We start from the raw sequence: 16963 nt of genomic DNA on the forward strand, positions 1-16963 counted from the left end.
GTCAGTTCAGGTAGCGGGTGGGGTCGACCGGCTTGGTGTCCTTGCGGACCTCGAAGTGCAGCTGCGGCTGACGCGCATTGCCGGTCATGCCCGATGCGCCGAGCGTCTGGCCGCGGCTGACATCGGCGCCGCGCGACACCGAGATCGAATCGAGGTGGCCATAGACCGTCACGTACCCGTCCGAATGGCGCACCAGCACGGTCTTGCCGAACTCCTTGAGCCCGTCGCCGGCATAGATGACGACGCCGTTCTCGGCCGCCTTCACCGCCGTGCCCTTGGGCACCGAAATGTCGATGCCGTCATTGGGCCGGCCACCCGAATTGCTGCCGAAGCCCGAGATAATCCGACCCCGCGCCGGCCAGCGCATGCTGGCGACGCCCGTCGCATCGGGCGCGCGCGCCGTGCTGGTCTCGTCGATCGTGCGCACGCTCGGCGCGCTCTCCGGCTCGCTGGTCTGGGAAGGCGTAACCGAGCTGGTCACGATCGGATCGACATTGGCGTCGGCGGCCACGCTGGCGAGCGCGGCCGAGGCGCCGGGAATGATCAGCGTCTGGCCGATCCGCACGACGTCGGAGTCCATGCCGTTGGTCCGCTTGATTGCCTCGATGCTGGCACCCGTCCGGCGCGATATCGCCGAAAGCGTGTCGCCGGACTGGACGGTATAGCTGCCCGCCGAAGCCGACGCGGCGGCCGCCTGCCCCTGCGGCGCCGTCGCGCGTGGCGCGGCCGCAATGATATTCTGCGGACGGACGGTCGGCGTCGGCGCGCGGTCGAGCCGCACGTCGGAGCGGCCGCCGACGCTGGCGCGCGCCGAGCGGACCCCGGCATTGGCGTCGGGCGCCGAAACCGGCACCGTGCGCCCATAGACATACGTCGGGATCAGGATCCTCTGGCCGGCCTGCACCGACCGCGCGTCCGAAAGGCTGTTGACCTTCTTCAGCGCATCGACCGGCACGCCGTAGCGTTTGGAGAGGTTGTAAAGCGTCTCGCCCTGGGCGAGCGTCACATAGGTGCCACCGGCGCCGGTCCAGCCGGCGGCCTGACCGGCAGCCGCCGAAGCGGAGGCAACGGCATTGCTCGTCCGGGGGAGCGCGGCGGCGGCGCTGCGCTCGATTTCCCGCGTGATCTCCGAGGGCTGGGCCGGCGGCATCGGCTGGCTTGCCGCGGAAGGCGCGCCGACCGGCGCACGGCTGACCGGCTGCGGAACCGCGCCGGCGGCAGCCCCGGCGATCGAACCGGTCGACATCGAATCGACGCCGCGCGGCGTTGCCGGCGGCGCCGCGGCGACCTGTGGCGCCGCCGCACCGATGCGGGGGGCGCTTTCAGGGAACGGGGTCTGCACCGCCGCAGGCGGACGCACCGGCACGGCGTTGGTGTAGAAATTGTCCGAGAAACGCATCACGTCTCCGGCACAGCCGGAAACAAGGCCGCCAAGGACGATCACCGAGGCGGTTTGCAGCAATCTCGCCGGACGTCGGCGGGCTTCGACCATACGCATTACTCGCCCTGTCCCTTTGCCAAACATGACCGGGATTAAAGCGCGTTAGTCTTACCCGACGGTTAAGCGTCGCCGACATAAAGGTTTTTCGGGACGATCAGAGGACCTGCGGCAGCCCGCTGGCGATCGGCTGGACGCGGACCGCGCCGATATCCTCGCGCTCGAACCGGCTGCCGACCTTGGTCAGCCGCACCAGCACCTGCGGGCGATCGGCTTCGCCGACCGGGCAGACGAGCACGCCGCCCGACACCAGCAGTTCGCCGAAACCGCGCGGCACCGCCGAAAAGGCCGGCCATACGACGATCCGGTCGAACGGGCCGTCAGCCGCCGGCTGATTGCCGTCACCCCGGCTGGCGATCACATTATCGCGCTTGAGCGTGCGCAGACGGCTCTGCGCGGCCTGATGCAGACGGGAAAAGCGCTCGATCGTGTAGACCCGCTTGGCCATCAGCCCCATGACGGCGGCGGTGTAGCCCGAACCGGTGCCGATCTCGAGCACCCGGTGATCGGGCTCGAGCCCGAGCGCGGTCAGGATCAGCGCCTGCTGGTCGAGCCCCTCGATCTCGGTGCCGCAATCGATCGGGATCATCCGGCTCGACCATGCCGCCCCGTGATGTTCCGGCGCGATGAAGCTGCGGCGCGGCGTCGCCTCGACCGCCTCGAACAGCGCCTTGTCGTCGATGCCCGAGGCCCGCATCCGCAAGAGGAAGGCGGCGAAGCCCTCGCGGTCGATCGCCGAAAGGCCCGTCGAAATGGCAAGCGCGGGCGTCATGCGAGCGTGTCCCGGAGCCGGTCCTTGAGTTCGTGCGCGGTCAGGTCGAGCTTCAGCGGCGTCACGGCGATCCGGCCCGAACGCAACACGGCGACGTCGGTGGAATCTTCTGCCTCCACCGGCGAACGGCCGAAGCGCATCCAGAAATAGGGAAAGCCGCGCCCGTCCTGGCGTTCTTCCATGAACAGGCCGTGCAGCAGCTTGCCCTGCTCGGCGACGGCGATGCCCTTGACCTCGTCGGCCCGGCAGTTGGGGAAATTGACGTTGATGAAGGTGCCCGGCGGCATGTCCATGCCGATCAGTTTCTCGATCAGCGGCGGCGCATGTTTCTCCGCCACCGCCCAGGGTACGAAGCGCCGATTGTCGCTGAAATTGTAGGCCTGGCTGAGCGCGATCGAGCGGATGCCCAGAAGCGTGCCTTCCATGGCCCCGGCGACCGTGCCCGAATAGGTGATGTCGTCGGCAATGTTCTGGCCCGAATTGACGCCCGAAAGGACCAGGTCGGGCCGTTCGGGCATGACGTGGGTGACGGCCATGATCACGCAGTCGGTCGGCGTGCCGCGCAGCGCGAAGCGCTTCTCGTCGATCTCGCGCAGCCGCAGCGGATCGTTCAGGGTCAGCGAATGGGCAAGGCCGGATTGATCGGTTTCCGGTGCGACCACCCAGACATCGTCCGACAGTTCCCGGGCGATGCGTTCGAGCACCGCCAGCCCCTCGGCATGGATGCCGTCATCGTTGGTCAGAAGGATGCGCATGATGTGTCCTGCCTAACGAGACATGCGAAGCCTGCGACAAGCCGGCGACCGTACCCGGCCATCAGCCGCCCGCCCCGATGACGTCGATGCCGCCCATATAGGGCCTGAGCACGTCAGGCACGGCAATCGAGCCGTCCGCCTGCTGGTAGGTTTCCATGACCGCGATCAGCGCCCGGCCCATCGCAACGCCCGATCCGTTCAGCGTGTGCACGAAGCGCGTGCCCTTCTCGCCTTCGGGACGATAGCGCGCGTTCATGCGCCGCGCCTGGAAGTCGCCGCACACCGAACAGGACGAGATCTCGCGATAGGCGCCCTGCCCCGGCAACCAGACCTCCAGATCGTAGGTCTTGCGCGCCGCAAAGCCCATGTCGCCGGTCGACAGCACCATGGTGCGGAAGTGAAGGCCGAGCCGCTCCAGGATCGTCTCGGCGCAGCGCGTCATCCGCTCATGCTCCTCGATCGAGGTTTCGGCATCGGTGATCGAGACCAGTTCGACCTTGTAGAACTGGTGCTGGCGCAGATAGCCGCGCGTGTCGCGCCCGGCCGACCCGGCCTCGGAACGGAAGCACGGGGTCAGCGCGGTGTAGCGGCGCGGCAGGTAATCATGGTCGATGATCGTCTCGCGGACGATGTTGGTCAGCGGTACCTCGGCGGTGGGGATGAGCCAGTGATCCGTGGTCGTGCGGAACTGATCCTCGGCGAACTTCGGCAACTGCGCCGTGCCGAACAGCGCGTCGTCGCGCACGAGCAGCGGCGGGTTGACCTCGGTGTAGCCGTGCTCGGTCGTGTGCACGTCCAGCATGAACTGGCCGAGCGCGCGCTCGAGCCGCGCCAGACCGCCGTTGAGCAGCGTGAAGCGCGCGCCCGACATCCTTGCGGCGACCTCGAAATCCATCTGGCCGAGCGCCTCGCCCAGCTCGAAATGCTCCTTCGGCTCGAAGTCGAACGTGCGCTTCTCCCCGCTGCGGCGCACCTCCACATTGGCGTCCTCGTCCGCGCCCACCGGCACGTCGTCGAGCGGCACGTTCGGCACCCGCGCCAGCGCGTCGCGCAGCCGCGCGTCCAGATCGCGCTCGGTCTCTTCGGCCGTCGACAGGAACTGCTTGAGGTCGGCGACCTCGGCCTTCAGCGCCTCGGCCTTTTCGGTCTCTCCGGAGGCCATCGCCGCGCCGATTTCCTTGGACGCGGCGTTGCGGCGCGCCTGCGCGTCCTGCACGCGGGCCACATGCGCGCGCCGTTCCTCGTCGAGCGCGATCAGCGCGGCCGATTCCGACGCGGCCCCGCGCTTTTCCAGCGCGGCGTCGAGCGCCTCGGGATTGTCCCTGATCCAGCGAATGTCGAGCATGGGGATAAGTCCTGATCCGAACCGCTCGGTGCATCGCGGAAAGCGCGCGCAAGGTCAAGACGCGGGCGGAGGGTTTACGGTGCTCGCAGCACAGCCGTGGCCGCGAAGCCGTCATCCTCGGGCTTGACCCGAGGATCCATTCCGTTTTGCCGCCCCCGTGGCCATACATTCAAGACCAGCTTCGATTTCGACACAACGGAATGGATCCCATGGTCAAGCCATGGGATGACGCTGCTGGAGCGGGCGGCCCGACGCCTACGGCCCTGTTGTCTTGGCCGGATCGGGCGTCTCGTCCGCCTCGGACGCCTCGGCTGCGTCCTCCTCGTCATCCTCGTCGTCGTCATATTCGGACGGCGCGGGCCGGAAGCGGCGGGACATGTAGATCGACAATTCGTAGAGCGCGATCGTCGGGATCGCGAGGCCAAGCTGCGTCATCGGGTCGGGCGGTGTCAGGATCGCCGCGGCGATGAAGGCGATCACGATGGCGTATTTGCGCTTGGCGGCGAGCCCTTCGGGCGTGACGAGCCCGGCACGCGACATCAGCGTCAGCGCCACCGGCAACTGGAACACCAGGCCGAAGGCGAAGATCAGCGTCATGATCAGCGAAAGGTATTCAGAGACGCGCGGAAGGTGCTGGATAGAGGCGAGCCCCTCCCCGCCCGGCTGCTCCAGCGACAGGAAGAACCACATCGCCATCGGGATGATGAAGAAGTAGACCAGCGCCGCGCCGACCAGGAACAGGACCGGGGTGGCGACGAGAAACGGCATGAAGACGCCTTTCTCGTTGGAATAGAGCCCCGGCGCGATGAACAGGTAGAGCTGCGTGGCGATCAGCGGGAAGGCAAGCACCAGCCCGCCGAACGCGCCGATCTTGATCTGCGTGAAGAAGAATTCCTGCGGGGCGGTGTAGATGAAGCGAACATCATCCGGCGTCAGCCCGTGCCACTCGACGGCCCACTGAAAGGGGACGACGAGCAGGTTGAAGATCGGCGTGGCGAAGGCGAACGCCAAGAGGAACCCGGCCAGGAAACCGCCCACGCACCAGATCAGTCGCCGCCTGAGCTCGGTCAAGTGCTCGATCAGCGGAGCGGCCGTCGCCTCCATCCGGGCCTCTTCGTCGGCCCTGCTCATCCGTTATCGCCTCCCGAGGCGGGCGCATCGGCCTTGGCCGTCTTGCGCCGGGTGGTCGAGGCGGACGTGCCCTTGGAGGGCTTGCGCGTCGCGCGCGTGCTTCCGGAACCGCCGGAGGCCGATTTGCGGGACGCGGTGGTCGATCCACGTCCGGACGCGCCGGCCGGTTTTGCGCGCGCGCTGCCGCCCTTGGCGCCCGACTTGGCGCCGGTTGCCGTGCCGTTTGCCTTGGCCGACTGCGCCCGCGTCCCGCTCTTGGCGGGCTTGGTGGCGCCAGCCGAACGGGTCGTCGCGGCCGGCTTGTCGGCCTTGGCGCGCGACGTGGACGTGCCGCTGTCGCCCATGGCGGCCGGCGTTTTCCTGGCTGTCCTGCTGCGCGCCTTTGCCGTGGGCGGCGGTGCCTCGTCGGAGGGCTCTTTGGCTGCAGCGGTCTTCGACTTCTTCGCGGGACCTTTGGCCTTCCTTGCCGGTTTGGCCGGCGTTTCGGTCTCGGTGCTCTCACCGCCCGGCCTGGTGTCGGTCGTCGCGGCGGCCTTGCGGCGCGCCGATTGCGCGGCCCGCGCCTTCTCGCCGGACTGTTCGAGCCCCATCTGCGGCGGGCTCTTGGGCAGTTCGGGCAGTTTCGTGTCGCCCATTGCCTTCTTCATGTCGGCGTCGATCTCCTTGCCGGCCTCGGCCAGCGGATCGAGCGCCTTCCTGATCTGGCGGCGGGGATCGAGCGAGCGCACATCGTCGGCGAAGGAGCGCACATCGTCCAGTTCGGCTTCCTTGAGGGCGTCGTCGAACTGCTTGCGGAAGTCGCCGGCCATGCGCCGGACGGACGTCATCGTCTTGCCGAAGCCGCGCAGCACCTTCGGCAAGTCCTTCGGCCCGATCACCACGACCAGGACGATGGAAATGACAAGCAGTTCGGTCCAGCCGAAATCAGGCAGCATCGATCAGTAACCTTGCGCGCCAGGTTGGCGCAGCTTGACCGTCAGCCCTTCTTGACGGCGTCGTTGACGGGTTTGACGCTCTCGTCGGCCTTGTGCTCGACGGTCCGCACCGAGTCGTCGCTGTCGTCCTGGCCGTCCTCGTTGTCGTCCTTCAAGCCCTTGCGGAAATTGCGGATTCCCTTGGCGGCATCGCCCATCAATTCCGGAATCTTGCCGCGGCCGAACAGCAGAAGCACGATCACGAGCACGATGATCCACTGCCAGATGCCGAATGTGCCCATTAAACTCTCCCTGATACGCTCTGGTTCACTTAAGCGCTTTCGGACGCGCTTTCAAACAGCAATATGTCGCCCGGACGCACCGAAATCATCACATCGCGGGCATCGCGCGCAAGCTCGCCCGCTCTGATCCGCGCGCGGACCGGCGCGGTTGCGCCCTCCACGGCCAGCCAGAGCTGCTCGGTCACGCCCAGAAAGCGCCGCGCCGTGATCCGTCCGAGCACCGTGCCGGCGGGCGTCGGCCCGCCCCGATAGGCGCTCGCATCGACACCGGCGGTGCGCACGGCCACCGTCAGCTTCGCGCCGTCGTCGAACCCGGTCGCCGGAAACCGGCCGAGCGGCGTGTCGACCGCACCGCCGCCGACGCGAGCGTCGAACACGTTCAGTTCGGCGAAGAAGCCGGCGACGAACAGGTTGGCGGGCGCGTGGTAGATGTCCTCGGCGGTGCCGGTCTGCACGATCCGGCCCGCATCGAGCAGCGCGATCCGGTCGCCAAGGCGCATCGCCTCCTCGGCATCATGGGTGACGACGATCGTCGTCGCGCGCATCTCGCGCAAAATCGCCAGCGTCTCGGCCCGCACCGAATCCTTCAGGCGCGTGTCGAGGCCCGAGAACGGCTCGTCCATCAGCATCACCGAGGGGCGCGGCGCCAGCGCGCGGGCGAGCGCCACGCGCTGCTGCTCGCCGCCCGACAGGACATCGGGATAGGAGCCCGCATGGTGGCCAAGGCCGACGCGGTCGATCGCCGCCTTGGCCTCGCCGGCGGCCACGGCCGTCGCCATGTCGGTCAGTCCGAAACGGATGTTCTGGGACACCGTCATGTGCGGGAACAGCGCGAAATCCTGGAACATCAGGCCCACCGAGCGCTTTTCGGGCGGCACGAACCGGCCGGGCCCGGCCACCTCGCGGCCGTTCATCAGCACGCGCCCGCTCGTCTGGCGCTCGAGGCCGGCGGCGACGCGCAGCAGCGACGTCTTGCCCGAGCCCGACGGCCCCAGAAGACACAGGATCTCGCCGGCATTGACCGTCAGGGAAATGCCCTTGAGCGTATGCACCGGCCCGTAATGCAGGTGCACGCCCTCGAAGGTGAGTTCGGCCGCGAAGGTGACGCCGGCGCGGGGCGGCGCCTTGGCCGGCGCTGAAGCCATCGGATTGCCCGTTCAAACCAACCGTTTCGGACGTAGGGGAACGTCCGCCGGCCAGCGGAATGCCGGACCGGTGCGGCTGTCAATCATTGCCCGCTTTCGGTGTCAACAGACCCAGCTCCTCAAGGTCGATGTCCTCGAGCGGCTCCTCGGCGTCGGTCAGCACGTCCGGATCGATCGTCGGGTTCGGCATGGCGAAGTCGGACGGCAGCCGCGCCGACAGCAGGCCCGCCGCCTTCAACTCGTCCATGCCGGGCAGATCGCGCAGTTCGGACAGGCCGAAATGGTCCAGAAACGCGGTCGTCGTGCCATAGGTCACCGGCCGGCCGGGCGTCTTGCGCCGGCCGCGCAGCTTCACCCAGCCGCTTTCGAGCAGCACGTCGAGCGTGCCCTTGGAGGTTTCGACGCCGCGGATGTCCTCCATCTCGGCCCGCGTGACCGGCTGGTGATAGGCGATGATCGCAAGCACCTCGAGCGCGGCCCGCGACAATTTGCGCTGCTGGACCTGCTCGCGGCTCATCAGGAAGGAAAGGTCAGCGGCCGTGCGGAACGCCCAGGCATTGTCGATCCGCACCAGATTGACGCCGCGCTTGTCGTAGAACGCGGCAAGGTGCTTCATGACGTCGCTTACGGCGATGCCGTCCGGCAGCCGTTCGGCCAGCGCCTTCTCGGTGACCGGTTCGGCCGAAGCGAACACCAGCGCTTCTGCCATCCGCGCCGCCTCGGCCAGCGCCATGCGCATGGCGGGATTGTCCTTGCGCCCATGGTCCTCCTGCCGTTCGCCGAAGGCTTCACCCAGAAGGTCGGTCATCTGTTCGATCCCGAGCGGTTTGCCGCCGTCGTCGATCTGGTCGGTCATGGTGCGACCTCCTCATTGTCCCCGGTTTCGCCGACCGGCACGCGGTTGGCATCGCGCATCATGATCGGCGCAAAGGGCCGCTCCTGGCGGATGTCGATCACCCCCTCGCGGACCATTTCAAGGCTTGCCGCAAACGCGCTCGCGATCGCCGTCGTGCGCTCCTTCGGCGACGGCACATAGGCCAGAAGATAGGCGTCGAACGGCGTCCAGTCGGCCATCGTGCCGATCAGCCGGCCGAGAATCTCGCGCGCATCCTTCAGCGACCACACGGTCCGCTTTTCGACATGCACCTCTGTGTTCGCATTGCGCTGGCGCGTTCCGCCATAGGCCGCCAGAAGGTCATAAAGGCTCGCCTGGAAATCCGAACGGCGCTCGACGATAACGGTCTCGGGCATGCCGCGCGCGAAGACGTCGCGGCCCAGCCGGTTGCCGTTGATCAGCCGCGCGGCCGCATCGCGCATCGCCTCCAGCCGGCGCAGGCGGAACTGCAGGATCGCCGCCATCTCCTCGCCGGACGGTTCGTCCTCTCCCTGAGGCTGCGGGATCAGAAGGCGCGATTTCAGATAGGCGAGCCATGCCGCCATGACGAGATAGTCTGCGGCAAGCTCGATGCGCAGCGCCTTCGCCCCCTCGATGAAGGCGAGATATTGCCGCGCCAGATCGAGCACGGAAATCTGCGTCAGGTCGACCTTCTGATCGCGCGCAAGGTGCAACAGAAGATCGAGCGGTCCCTCGAACCCGTCGACATCGACCACCAGCGAGGGCTCGTCTGTCCTGCGTTCGGGACCGGTATCCTGCCAGACCGGTTCCATCGGCACGGCACGGGCCGGCCGTCGCGCGGCCGCGCCATCGGTTCCCGCTGTCTGTGCCTTGCCCATCGTCGCTCCGTTGCGCGCCGCCTGCCCGTCAGGCGACGGCGGCGACAAGCCTTTCGAATTCGGCGCGCAGATCATCCGCCCGCGCCACCGTACCGGGCACCCCGGCCATCGCCGTCGCCCGTTCGGCCCGCTCGCGCGACTTGCCGGACAGGAGCGGGGTCGCCTCGGCGACCGGCCGCATCTCGTCCATCTGCCCGTTGCAATGTAGGACCACATCGCAACCCGCCGAAAGCGAAGCCTTGGTGCGCGCGGCGAAATCCCCAGAAAGCGCGTGCATCGACAGATCGTCGGTCATCAGCAGGCCGTCGAACCCGATGCGTTCGCGGATCACCTCGCCGACGACGCGCGCCGAGGTCGTGGCGGGGTTGTCCGGATCGAGCGCGGTATAGACGACATGGGCGGTCATCGCCATGGGCATGTGCGAAAGCGCGCCGAACGGCACGAAGTCGATGCGAGCGAGCGTTTGCGCATCGGTGTCGACCTCCGGCAGAGCCTTGTGACTGTCGACCAGCGCCCGCCCGTGCCCGGGAATGTGCTTGATGACCGGCAGCACGCCCCCTTCGAGCAGGCCTTCGGCCGCCGCCTCGCCCAGTTCGGCGACGGTCGCCGCGTCGTGCCCGTAGGCGCGGTCGCCGATCACGTCATGGGAGCCGGGAACCGGCACGTCGAGCACGGGCAGGCAGTCGGCGGTGATGCCGAGCGGCAGAAGATCGGCCGCATGCAGCCGGCTCATCAGCCTTGCGGTGTGCAGGCCCGCCTCGCGGTCCTTGCGATAGATCTCGCCGAGCACCGCGCCCGATGGATAGTCGGGCGCGATCGGCGCGCGAATGCGCTGCACCCGGCCGCCCTCCTGGTCGATGAAGACCGGCGCAGCGTCGCGGCCCACAAGCTGACGGAACCGTGCGGTCAGATCGGCGATCTCGCCAGCGGCGCCGATGTTGCGCGCAAAAAGGATGAGGCCCCACGGGCGCTCGGTGGCGAAGAAGGCTTCCTCCTCCGCCGACAGGCGCGTTCCCGCGCACCCCATGATCATCGCCTTTGATTCGGTCATGGCTCACGTTACCCGCACGGCCGCGAAACGAAAAACGGGCGGCCAGGCCGCCCGTCCCCGTCCGGTGCGTGTACTCGCGCCTAGCGGGCGACGAAGCAGTTGCCGCCGGACGCCTTGATGCGGTTGCACAGGCTGTTGGCATCGCCCGAACCGTCGGCGGCCACGCGGATCCGGTAGAACGTTCCGCGCCCCTCGATCACCGCGCGCTGGATCGTCATGCCGCGTCCGGCGATCAGCGAGCCATATTGCTGCGAAAGACGCGTCGCGGTCGCACGCGCGGCCTCTTCGGACGGCAGGGCGGCAAGCTGCACGGTGAAGCCGCCGGTGCTGCCGTTGGTCACGGTCGGCGTCGGCGTGGTCGAAGCCGGCTGCGGATCGGGGGGGCTGGCGGGCGCCGAGGCGACCGCGTTCTGCCGGTTGACGACGTTGACGGGCTGATCGGCCGGCCGGCTCGCGATCTCGGTCGGCGTCGCCGTTGTCGTCTGAACGCGGCGAACGATGACGGGCGCGCCGTCGGCGTCGTCGCTGGCCGTGCCGGTCCGCGAATCCGTCGTTCCATCGGTCGCCGTGTCGGCTGTCGGCGCCGGCGTTTCGGCGACTGCCGAGCCGTCATTGCCGCCATCGACCGGCAGGCCGGCGACCGTTTCGGGTTCGCCGACGATCGGCGCGGTGGTTTCGGTCGCAGCGGGCTCGTCGGCCGGCGGTGCGGTGTCGGTGGCCGCTGCCAGCGCCGGCGTTTCGGCGTTCGCCGCAGGCTCGGGCGCGGGCGCACGTTCCTCCAGCGTGCCGTCGGGCCGGACCACGAGCGTGCGCACGCGCCGGGGCGTGATCGGTGCGATCGCCTCCTGGGTGGTGCTCTCGGTTCCGCCTTCGGTCAGCCGGTCCTCGGACTTGGCGCCGCCGGCGGCGACCGCCGAAGGCAGCCCGTCGGCAGGGGCAGAGGCGATGTCGACCGGCTCTTCGGCTGTGGAGACGAGGTTCTCCTGCTCCGGTTCGGCATCCGAGCCGGACGCGAACACGGCGCGATCCTGGTTGGGAACGGTCGTTCCGCCCGGATCGTCCGGCTCGATCTTGACCGGCTCCGCATCGGCCTCGACCAGCACAGGGCCGTCGTCGACCGCACTATCGCCGCCCGAAAGGGCGAGCACGCCGCCGATGCCCAGTATGGCGAGACCGGCAACGACCGCGCCGATGATGATCGCCCGCCGGCCGGAGTTGCCCGGTTGCGTCTCGCCGGTTGCCGATGCTGTGCCCGCCTGGGCGTCGTCAAAGCCGTCAGCGTGGCGCGCCGTGTCGAGATCGTGCCCGACGAACTCGATGTCGCGGGCCAGTTCAGCCTCGAAGCCGGCGGCGTCGAACGCCGTGTCGTCGAAAAGGTCGGCGGGGACCGGATCGGGCTTCGGTTCGGCCACCGGACGGTCGGGCGTGTCCTCGTCGAGCGCGCTCGCAAGTTCGTTCTCGAGCCCCGAAAACGCGCCATCGGTCAGCGTGGCATCCGAGGGTGTTTCGAACTCGGGCACGTCGAAGTCGGCGGCGGCGACGCCCTCGAAGCCGCTCATGTCGACCGTGTCGAGAACCGGCGCTTCCCCGGCGGGCACCGCCTCGGCCGGGGCGGAGGCTCCGGCCTGAACGGGCCGCGTGACGCCGGCATCGTCGAACTCGGGAAATTCCCGTTCGAGGGCCGACTGGAAGTCGGCATCCATGTCCTCGATCGAGCGGGCCTCGGCGCCGGCGGGAACGAACGGCGCGTCCGGATCGGGACCGCGTTCAAGGCCCATGATCGCGGCGAGTTCGTCGACCGGATCGATCGGCGCCGAACCGTTTGTCGCCGGCTCGGCCCGACCGGAAACTTCCTCCGGTGGCGCAAGGGCCGTTTCGGACCAGCGGTGATCCCCGCCCTCGTCGAAGGGAGCCGTTTCGGCGAGCGCCTCGTCGAACGCGCTCACGAAGTCGGATTCGATGTCGAACGCCGATCCGTCCGCCTCGGGATCAGCGCCGGCGGTGGATTGGGGGACGTCCGCCCGTGTGGGTGCGGGCACCTCGAAGTCGGGAGCGACCGGGGTCGCCCGCGAAAAGACCGGCCCGTCGCCGGCCTGTCCTTGCTCGGACGGCGGGCTGGCGGTTGCGTTTTCGGACGCTGCATCGACGTCATCGTCTGGGTACGGCGCATCGCTCGCGTCAGAGCCTGCCGCAGACCAGGCAGCTTCGATATCCGACCAGTCGTCGGCCAGTGCCTCGGCGGACGGGACGTCGTCCGGGGCGGACGCCGGCGCGTCGTGGGGTTCCATCGGCGAAAAGCCGGCGACCGCGTCGTGGTCGGTCTCCGCCTCGACCGCATCGCGCAGGTCGGGCATGGGTTCGGCATGCGCGACAACCGGCTCGGGATCGGTCGCCGGCGCCGGCGTGCCGGACCCCGAGAGCATCGCCGCCAGTTCGTCCTCGAGCGAGGGGGCGGCAGCGGCCTGCTCCGGCTCGGAGACCGGCACCGTTTCGGCGGAGGGCGCCGGTTCGGCCGGCGCCTGCCAGCCGGTCGGCTCGGACGGGGGCGCGTTTTCGGTCGTCCCGATCACCGCGTCGAGCGGCTGACCGGTGTCCTCGCCCTTTTCGCCGATCGGCGTATCGGCGTGCGCGAAAGCCTCCGGTTCCGCGCTGGCGACATCGTCGTCGTACCGGTCGCCGCCGGCCTGTTCGGCGCTCACAGAAGGAGCGGGCTCGTCGGCCGGCTCGGGCGGCTGCCATGCGCTGGCGGGCGCTGACGGCGGCATGTCCAGTTCGGCTTCCATCGCCGAGCCGGTATCGCCGGACCGCGTTGCCTCTCCGGTGTCGCCGGCGGAGAGGAAGGCTGGAATCTCCAGCGGTTCCTGCATCGCGGTCGCGGTTTCGTCGCTCGGCGGATCGGCACTGTAAGTGTCTTCGGGCGTATACGCAGGCTCGGCCGGCGCCGGGCTCGGGTCCAGTTCGGCTTCCAGCGCGTCTTCGAGATCGATCTGCGCGCCGTCGTCCGGCTCGGCCGCCACGGGCACCTCGTCGGTGACCGGCGTCTCGTCCGGCGGCGCCTCGTCCTGCTCCTCGCGCGGCGTCTCGTCGAAGCCCGCGATCAGCGAGAGCTCCATCAGCGGATCATGCGCGGTGGCTTCATCCCCGTCGTTCCGGTCATACGGAAACAGGGCCTTGCGATCGGCATTGTCGGCCATGATAGCGGTCCTACTCTTACCCGGCAGGCCGGGCATCGACCCCAGCCCGCGCAAACGCTACTGCCAGCGCAATATGGGCAAAACGTGGCTCGCGATCAGCGCATCTCGGCAGGCGCATCCACGCCCAGGATCGCAAGCCCCGACTGCAGGACAAACAACACGCCCTGCACGAGACCCAGTCTGGCTTGCGTCAATTGTGGGTCGTTAACCTTAACAAAGCGTAAGGCGTCCTCGCCGGTGCCACGGTTCCAGTGGGCATGCAGCGCGCTGGCAAGATCGTGGAGGTAGAACGCGACCCTGTGCGGCTCGCGCGCGCCGGCAGCCGCCTCGATCAGGCGCGGATACTCGGTCAGCTTGCGGATCAGCGCGATCTCGCCGGGATCGTCGAGCAGGTGCAACAGGCTCGCATCGGCCGTCATCTCCCCGCCGAACCGCTCGCGCGCCTGCCGGAACACGGAGTGGCAGCGCGCCGAGGCGTACTGCACGTAGAAGACCGGGTTGTCCTTGGACTGTTCGGTCACCTTGGCGAAATCGAAGTCGAGCGGCTCGGAGCTCTTGCGGTAGATCATCATGAACCGCACCGCATCGCGGCCGACCTCGTCGACCACCTCGCGCAGCGTCACGAACTGGCCCGACCGCTTGGACATCTTGACCGGCTCGCCAGCCTTGAACAGCTTGACGAGCTGGGTGAGCAGCACCGTCAGCGTCGCCTTTCCGTCCGAGACTGCCCGCGCCAGCGCCTCCATGCGCTTGACGTAGCCGCCATGGTCGGCCCCGAGCACGAAGATCATCTCGTCGAAGCCGCGCTCGTACTTGTCGACGAAATAGGCCACGTCGGCGGCGAAATAGGTGTACGAGCCGTCGGACTTGACCAGCGGCCGGTCAATGTCGTCGCCGACCTCGGTCGACTTGAACAGCGTCTGCTCGCGATCCTCCCAGTCCTCGGGCAACTGACCCTTGGGCGGCGGCAGCGTGCCCTTGTAGACATGGCCCTTCATGGTCAGCTCGTTGATCGCCGCCCGGATCTTGCGGGCGCCGTCGGCGTGCAGCGTGCGCTCGGAGAAGAACACGTCGTGATGGACGTTCAGCGCGGCCAGATCGGCGCGGATCATCGCCATCATCGCCTCGATCGCCGCGTCCCGCGCAATGGCGAGCGCATCGGCCTCGGCCATCTTTGTCAGCGCCTCGCCATGGTCGGCCGCCAGCGCCGCGCCGACCGGCTTGAGATAGTCGCCCGGATAGAGCCCTTCGGGAATTTCGCCGATATCCTCGCCGAGCGCTTCGCGGTAGCGCAGCATCACCGACCGGCCGAGCACGTCGATCTGCGCCCCCGCATCGTTGATGTAGTATTCCTTGGTCACCTCATGGCCGGCAAAGGCGAGAAGGTTCGCCAGCGTGTCGCCAACGACCGCGCCGCGGCAGTGGCCGACATGCATCGGCCCGGTCGGATTGGCCGAGACATATTCGACATTGACGCGCGTGCCCTGCCCCGCCGCGCCGCGCCCGTAATCCGTGCCGGCATCGAGAATCTCTGCAAGCCGCGCCGTCCAGAACCGGTCCGACAGGCGCAGATTGACGAAGCCGGGCCCGGCCACCTCGGCCGCACTGACGTCGGTATCGCCTGCCATCGCATCGGCGATCCTCTGGGCCAGATCGCGCGGGTTCTGGCCGATCTTCTTGGCCAGAACCATCGCCGCGTTGGTCGCAAGATCGCCATGGTCGGGATCGCGGGGCGGCTCGACCTGGATGCGCGACAGATCGAGCTCACCGCCGTCGGCGGCGGCCAGATCCATCGTCCTGACGGCATCGGCGATGCGGTCGCGAAACAGGGCGAAAATGTTCATCGAACGGTCCTGAAGGTAACGGCGGCGGGCACGATCGGCCCTTGCTCGGCGGCTCGCTAACGCAATTCCGGAGTCCGGTCAAACAGCCGCCGATGCTCGTCGAGCGCGAACGTGTCGGTCATGCCGGCGATGTAGTCGGCGACACGAATGGCCAGTTCCGGCTCGTCCATCCGCCCCACATCTTCGGCCCACTCGCGGCCCATCAGCGTCGGCGTTTGCATGAATTTTCGATAGAGATCGCGCACCACATCCTCGGCCTGCGCCCGCACCCGCATCACCGCCTCGTGGCGATAGAGCCGGCCGAAAAGGAACCGCTTCAGGCCCGCCTCGCGCGCGGCCATGTCGTCCGAGAAGCGCACGATCGTTTCGCCCGCATCGTGCACGTCCTCGACCGAACCCGGCGCGATCCGGTCCAGGCTTGCGCCCGTCTGGCCGATCACGTCCTCGACCATGGCGGTCATCACCCGCCGTGTCGTCTCGTGCGCGCGGCGTGCCTCGTCGAGCCCCGGGTAGCGCGTGTCGACCAGCGCCAGCGTCTCGCCCGCAAGCGGGGCCTCGGCGAGCATCTCGAACGTCAGCAGCCCGGCGCGCAGCCCGTCGTCGATGTCATGGGTGTTGTAGGCGATATCGTCGGCGATCGCGGCGACCTGCGCCTCCAGACTCGCATGGCGGTCGATCTGAAGATCGTGCGAGGCGACATAGGCGGCGATCGCGCGCGGCAGCGTCTTGCCGTCGAGCGTTGCGCCCGTCGCGCGGTCGACGAGCGGCCCGTTGTGCTTGACCAGGCCCTCGAGCGTCTCCCACGACAGGTTCAGACCGTCGAACTCGGCGTAGCGGCGCTCAAGGAGCGTGACCACGCGCAGCGCCTGGGCGTTGTGGTCGAAACCGCCATGATCGGCCATCAGTTCGTCGAGCACGTCCTCGCCGGTGTGGCCGAACGGGGTATGGCCGAAATCGTGGACCAGCGCGATCGCCTCGGCCAGATCGTCATCGAGCCGGAACGCGCGCGCCAGCGCCCGGGCGATCTGCGCGACCTCGATCGTGTGCGTCAGCCGGGTGCGGTAATGGTCGCCCTCATGGCTGAAGAAGACCTGCGTCTTGTGCTTGAGCCGGCGAAAGGCGGTCGAATGGACGATCCGGTCGCGGTCGCGCTGGAACGGCGTCCGCGTCGGGCTCTCCGGCTCGTCCTTCAACCGGCCGCGGCTGCGCGCCGGATCGGTCGCGAAGACCGCCCGTTCGCCGAAGCCGAACCCGATATTCGCGAACCGTCCTGCCATG

Annotated in this window: 14 protein-coding genes; all 14 read right to left on the reverse strand. The window is 68.4% G+C overall.

Going from position 1 to position 16963, the window contains the following annotated elements; translation table 11 throughout:
- Position 1: 1 nt before the first annotated feature.
- The 14 genes from E0E05_RS10525 to E0E05_RS10590 all read right to left on the reverse strand — a co-directional run bounded on the left by E0E05_RS10525 (position 2) and on the right by E0E05_RS10590 (position 16962).
- Positions 2 to 1492 (reverse strand): peptidoglycan DD-metalloendopeptidase family protein, encoded by a 1491-nt coding sequence (locus E0E05_RS10525; protein WP_131616668.1) that lies wholly within the window; start codon positions 1490 to 1492, stop codon positions 2 to 4.
- 103 nt (positions 1493 to 1595) lie between these two features.
- Positions 1596 to 2270, reverse strand: coding sequence for a protein-L-isoaspartate(D-aspartate) O-methyltransferase (locus E0E05_RS10530; RefSeq protein WP_131616669.1), 675 nt, complete (start codon positions 2268 to 2270; stop codon positions 1596 to 1598).
- A complete protein-coding gene (gene surE / locus E0E05_RS10535; protein WP_131616670.1) occupies positions 2267 to 3025 on the reverse strand; it encodes a 5'/3'-nucleotidase SurE in 759 nt (252 codons plus the stop codon). The genes E0E05_RS10530 and surE overlap by 4 nt, the downstream gene beginning before the upstream one ends.
- Before the next feature lie 61 nt (positions 3026 to 3086).
- Entirely contained in the window at positions 3087 to 4370 is a 1284-nt protein-coding gene (serS, locus tag E0E05_RS10540; RefSeq protein ID WP_131616671.1) for a serine--tRNA ligase, read from the reverse strand.
- 255 nt (positions 4371 to 4625) lie between these two features.
- Positions 4626 to 5501, reverse strand: coding sequence for a twin-arginine translocase subunit TatC (gene tatC / locus E0E05_RS10545; RefSeq protein WP_131616672.1), 876 nt, complete (start codon positions 5499 to 5501; stop codon positions 4626 to 4628).
- Positions 5498 to 6436, reverse strand: coding sequence for a Sec-independent protein translocase protein TatB (tatB, locus tag E0E05_RS10550; RefSeq protein ID WP_244597687.1), 939 nt, complete (start codon positions 6434 to 6436; stop codon positions 5498 to 5500). Before tatB ends, tatC begins: the two co-directional genes overlap by 4 nt.
- A gap of 41 nt (positions 6437 to 6477) precedes the next feature.
- Positions 6478 to 6717: a twin-arginine translocase TatA/TatE family subunit gene (locus E0E05_RS10555; RefSeq protein ID WP_131616673.1), complete on the reverse strand. Its 240-nt coding sequence runs from the start codon at positions 6715 to 6717 to the stop codon at positions 6478 to 6480.
- A gap of 29 nt (positions 6718 to 6746) precedes the next feature.
- Positions 6747 to 7862, reverse strand: a complete 1116-nt coding sequence (locus E0E05_RS10560; protein WP_131616674.1) for an ABC transporter ATP-binding protein — start codon at positions 7860 to 7862, stop codon at positions 6747 to 6749.
- Positions 7863 to 7941: 79 nt separating this feature from the next.
- On the reverse strand, positions 7942 to 8670 hold the full coding sequence (scpB, locus tag E0E05_RS10565; RefSeq protein ID WP_131617998.1) for an SMC-Scp complex subunit ScpB: 729 nt from the start codon (positions 8668 to 8670) through the stop codon (positions 7942 to 7944).
- Between the two features lie 44 nt (positions 8671 to 8714).
- Positions 8715 to 9596: a segregation and condensation protein A gene (locus E0E05_RS10570; protein ID WP_131616675.1), complete on the reverse strand. Its 882-nt coding sequence runs from the start codon at positions 9594 to 9596 to the stop codon at positions 8715 to 8717.
- Positions 9597 to 9624: 28 nt separating this feature from the next.
- On the reverse strand, positions 9625 to 10647 hold the full coding sequence (nagZ, locus tag E0E05_RS10575) for a beta-N-acetylhexosaminidase (protein ID WP_131616676.1): 1023 nt from the start codon (positions 10645 to 10647) through the stop codon (positions 9625 to 9627).
- Positions 10648 to 10727: 80 nt separating this feature from the next.
- Positions 10728 to 13841, reverse strand: a complete 3114-nt coding sequence (locus E0E05_RS10580) for an SPOR domain-containing protein (RefSeq protein ID WP_131616677.1) — start codon at positions 13839 to 13841, stop codon at positions 10728 to 10730.
- 95 nt (positions 13842 to 13936) lie between these two features.
- Positions 13937 to 15685: an arginine--tRNA ligase gene (gene argS, locus E0E05_RS10585; protein WP_131616678.1), complete on the reverse strand. Its 1749-nt coding sequence runs from the start codon at positions 15683 to 15685 to the stop codon at positions 13937 to 13939.
- A 56-nt stretch (positions 15686 to 15741) separates the two neighbouring features.
- Complete coding sequence (locus E0E05_RS10590; protein WP_131616679.1) at positions 15742 to 16962, reverse strand: deoxyguanosinetriphosphate triphosphohydrolase; 1221 nt, start codon at positions 16960 to 16962, stop codon at positions 15742 to 15744.
- Between the last annotated feature and the right edge of the window lies 1 nt (position 16963).

It is taken from the genome of Roseitalea porphyridii (genome assembly GCF_004331955.1).
GTDB classification, from domain to species: Bacteria; Pseudomonadota; Alphaproteobacteria; order Rhizobiales; family Rhizobiaceae; genus Roseitalea; species Roseitalea porphyridii.

Excerpts from the sequence above, each read along its gene's own strand:
- E0E05_RS10555 (WP_131616673.1), bottom strand. The coding sequence starts at position 6,717 with ATGGGCACATTCGGCATCTGGCAGTGGATCATCGTGCTCGTGATCGTG.
- E0E05_RS10570 (WP_131616675.1), bottom strand. The coding sequence starts at position 9,596 with ATGGGCAAGGCACAGACAGCGGGAACCGATGGCGCGGCCGCGCGACGG.
- argS (WP_131616678.1), bottom strand. The coding sequence starts at position 15,685 with ATGAACATTTTCGCCCTGTTTCGCGACCGCATCGCCGATGCCGTCAGG.
- tatB (WP_244597687.1), bottom strand. The coding sequence starts at position 6,436 with ATGCTGCCTGATTTCGGCTGGACCGAACTGCTTGTCATTTCCATCGTC.
- E0E05_RS10580 (WP_131616677.1), bottom strand. The coding sequence starts at position 13,841 with ATGGCCGACAATGCCGATCGCAAGGCCCTGTTTCCGTATGACCGGAAC.
- E0E05_RS10530 (WP_131616669.1), bottom strand. The coding sequence starts at position 2,270 with ATGACGCCCGCGCTTGCCATTTCGACGGGCCTTTCGGCGATCGACCGC.
- serS (WP_131616671.1), bottom strand. The coding sequence starts at position 4,370 with ATGCTCGACATTCGCTGGATCAGGGACAATCCCGAGGCGCTCGACGCC.
- tatC (WP_131616672.1), bottom strand. The coding sequence starts at position 5,501 with ATGAGCAGGGCCGACGAAGAGGCCCGGATGGAGGCGACGGCCGCTCCG.
- surE (WP_131616670.1), bottom strand. The coding sequence starts at position 3,025 with ATGCGCATCCTTCTGACCAACGATGACGGCATCCATGCCGAGGGGCTG.
- scpB (WP_131617998.1), bottom strand. The coding sequence starts at position 8,670 with ATGACCGACCTTCTGGGTGAAGCCTTCGGCGAACGGCAGGAGGACCAT.
- nagZ (WP_131616676.1), bottom strand. The coding sequence starts at position 10,647 with ATGACCGAATCAAAGGCGATGATCATGGGGTGCGCGGGAACGCGCCTG.
- E0E05_RS10590 (WP_131616679.1), bottom strand. The coding sequence starts at position 16,962 with ATGGCAGGACGGTTCGCGAATATCGGGTTCGGCTTCGGCGAACGGGCG.
- E0E05_RS10525 (WP_131616668.1), bottom strand. The coding sequence starts at position 1,492 with ATGGTCGAAGCCCGCCGACGTCCGGCGAGATTGCTGCAAACCGCCTCG.
- E0E05_RS10560 (WP_131616674.1), bottom strand. The coding sequence starts at position 7,862 with ATGGCTTCAGCGCCGGCCAAGGCGCCGCCCCGCGCCGGCGTCACCTTC.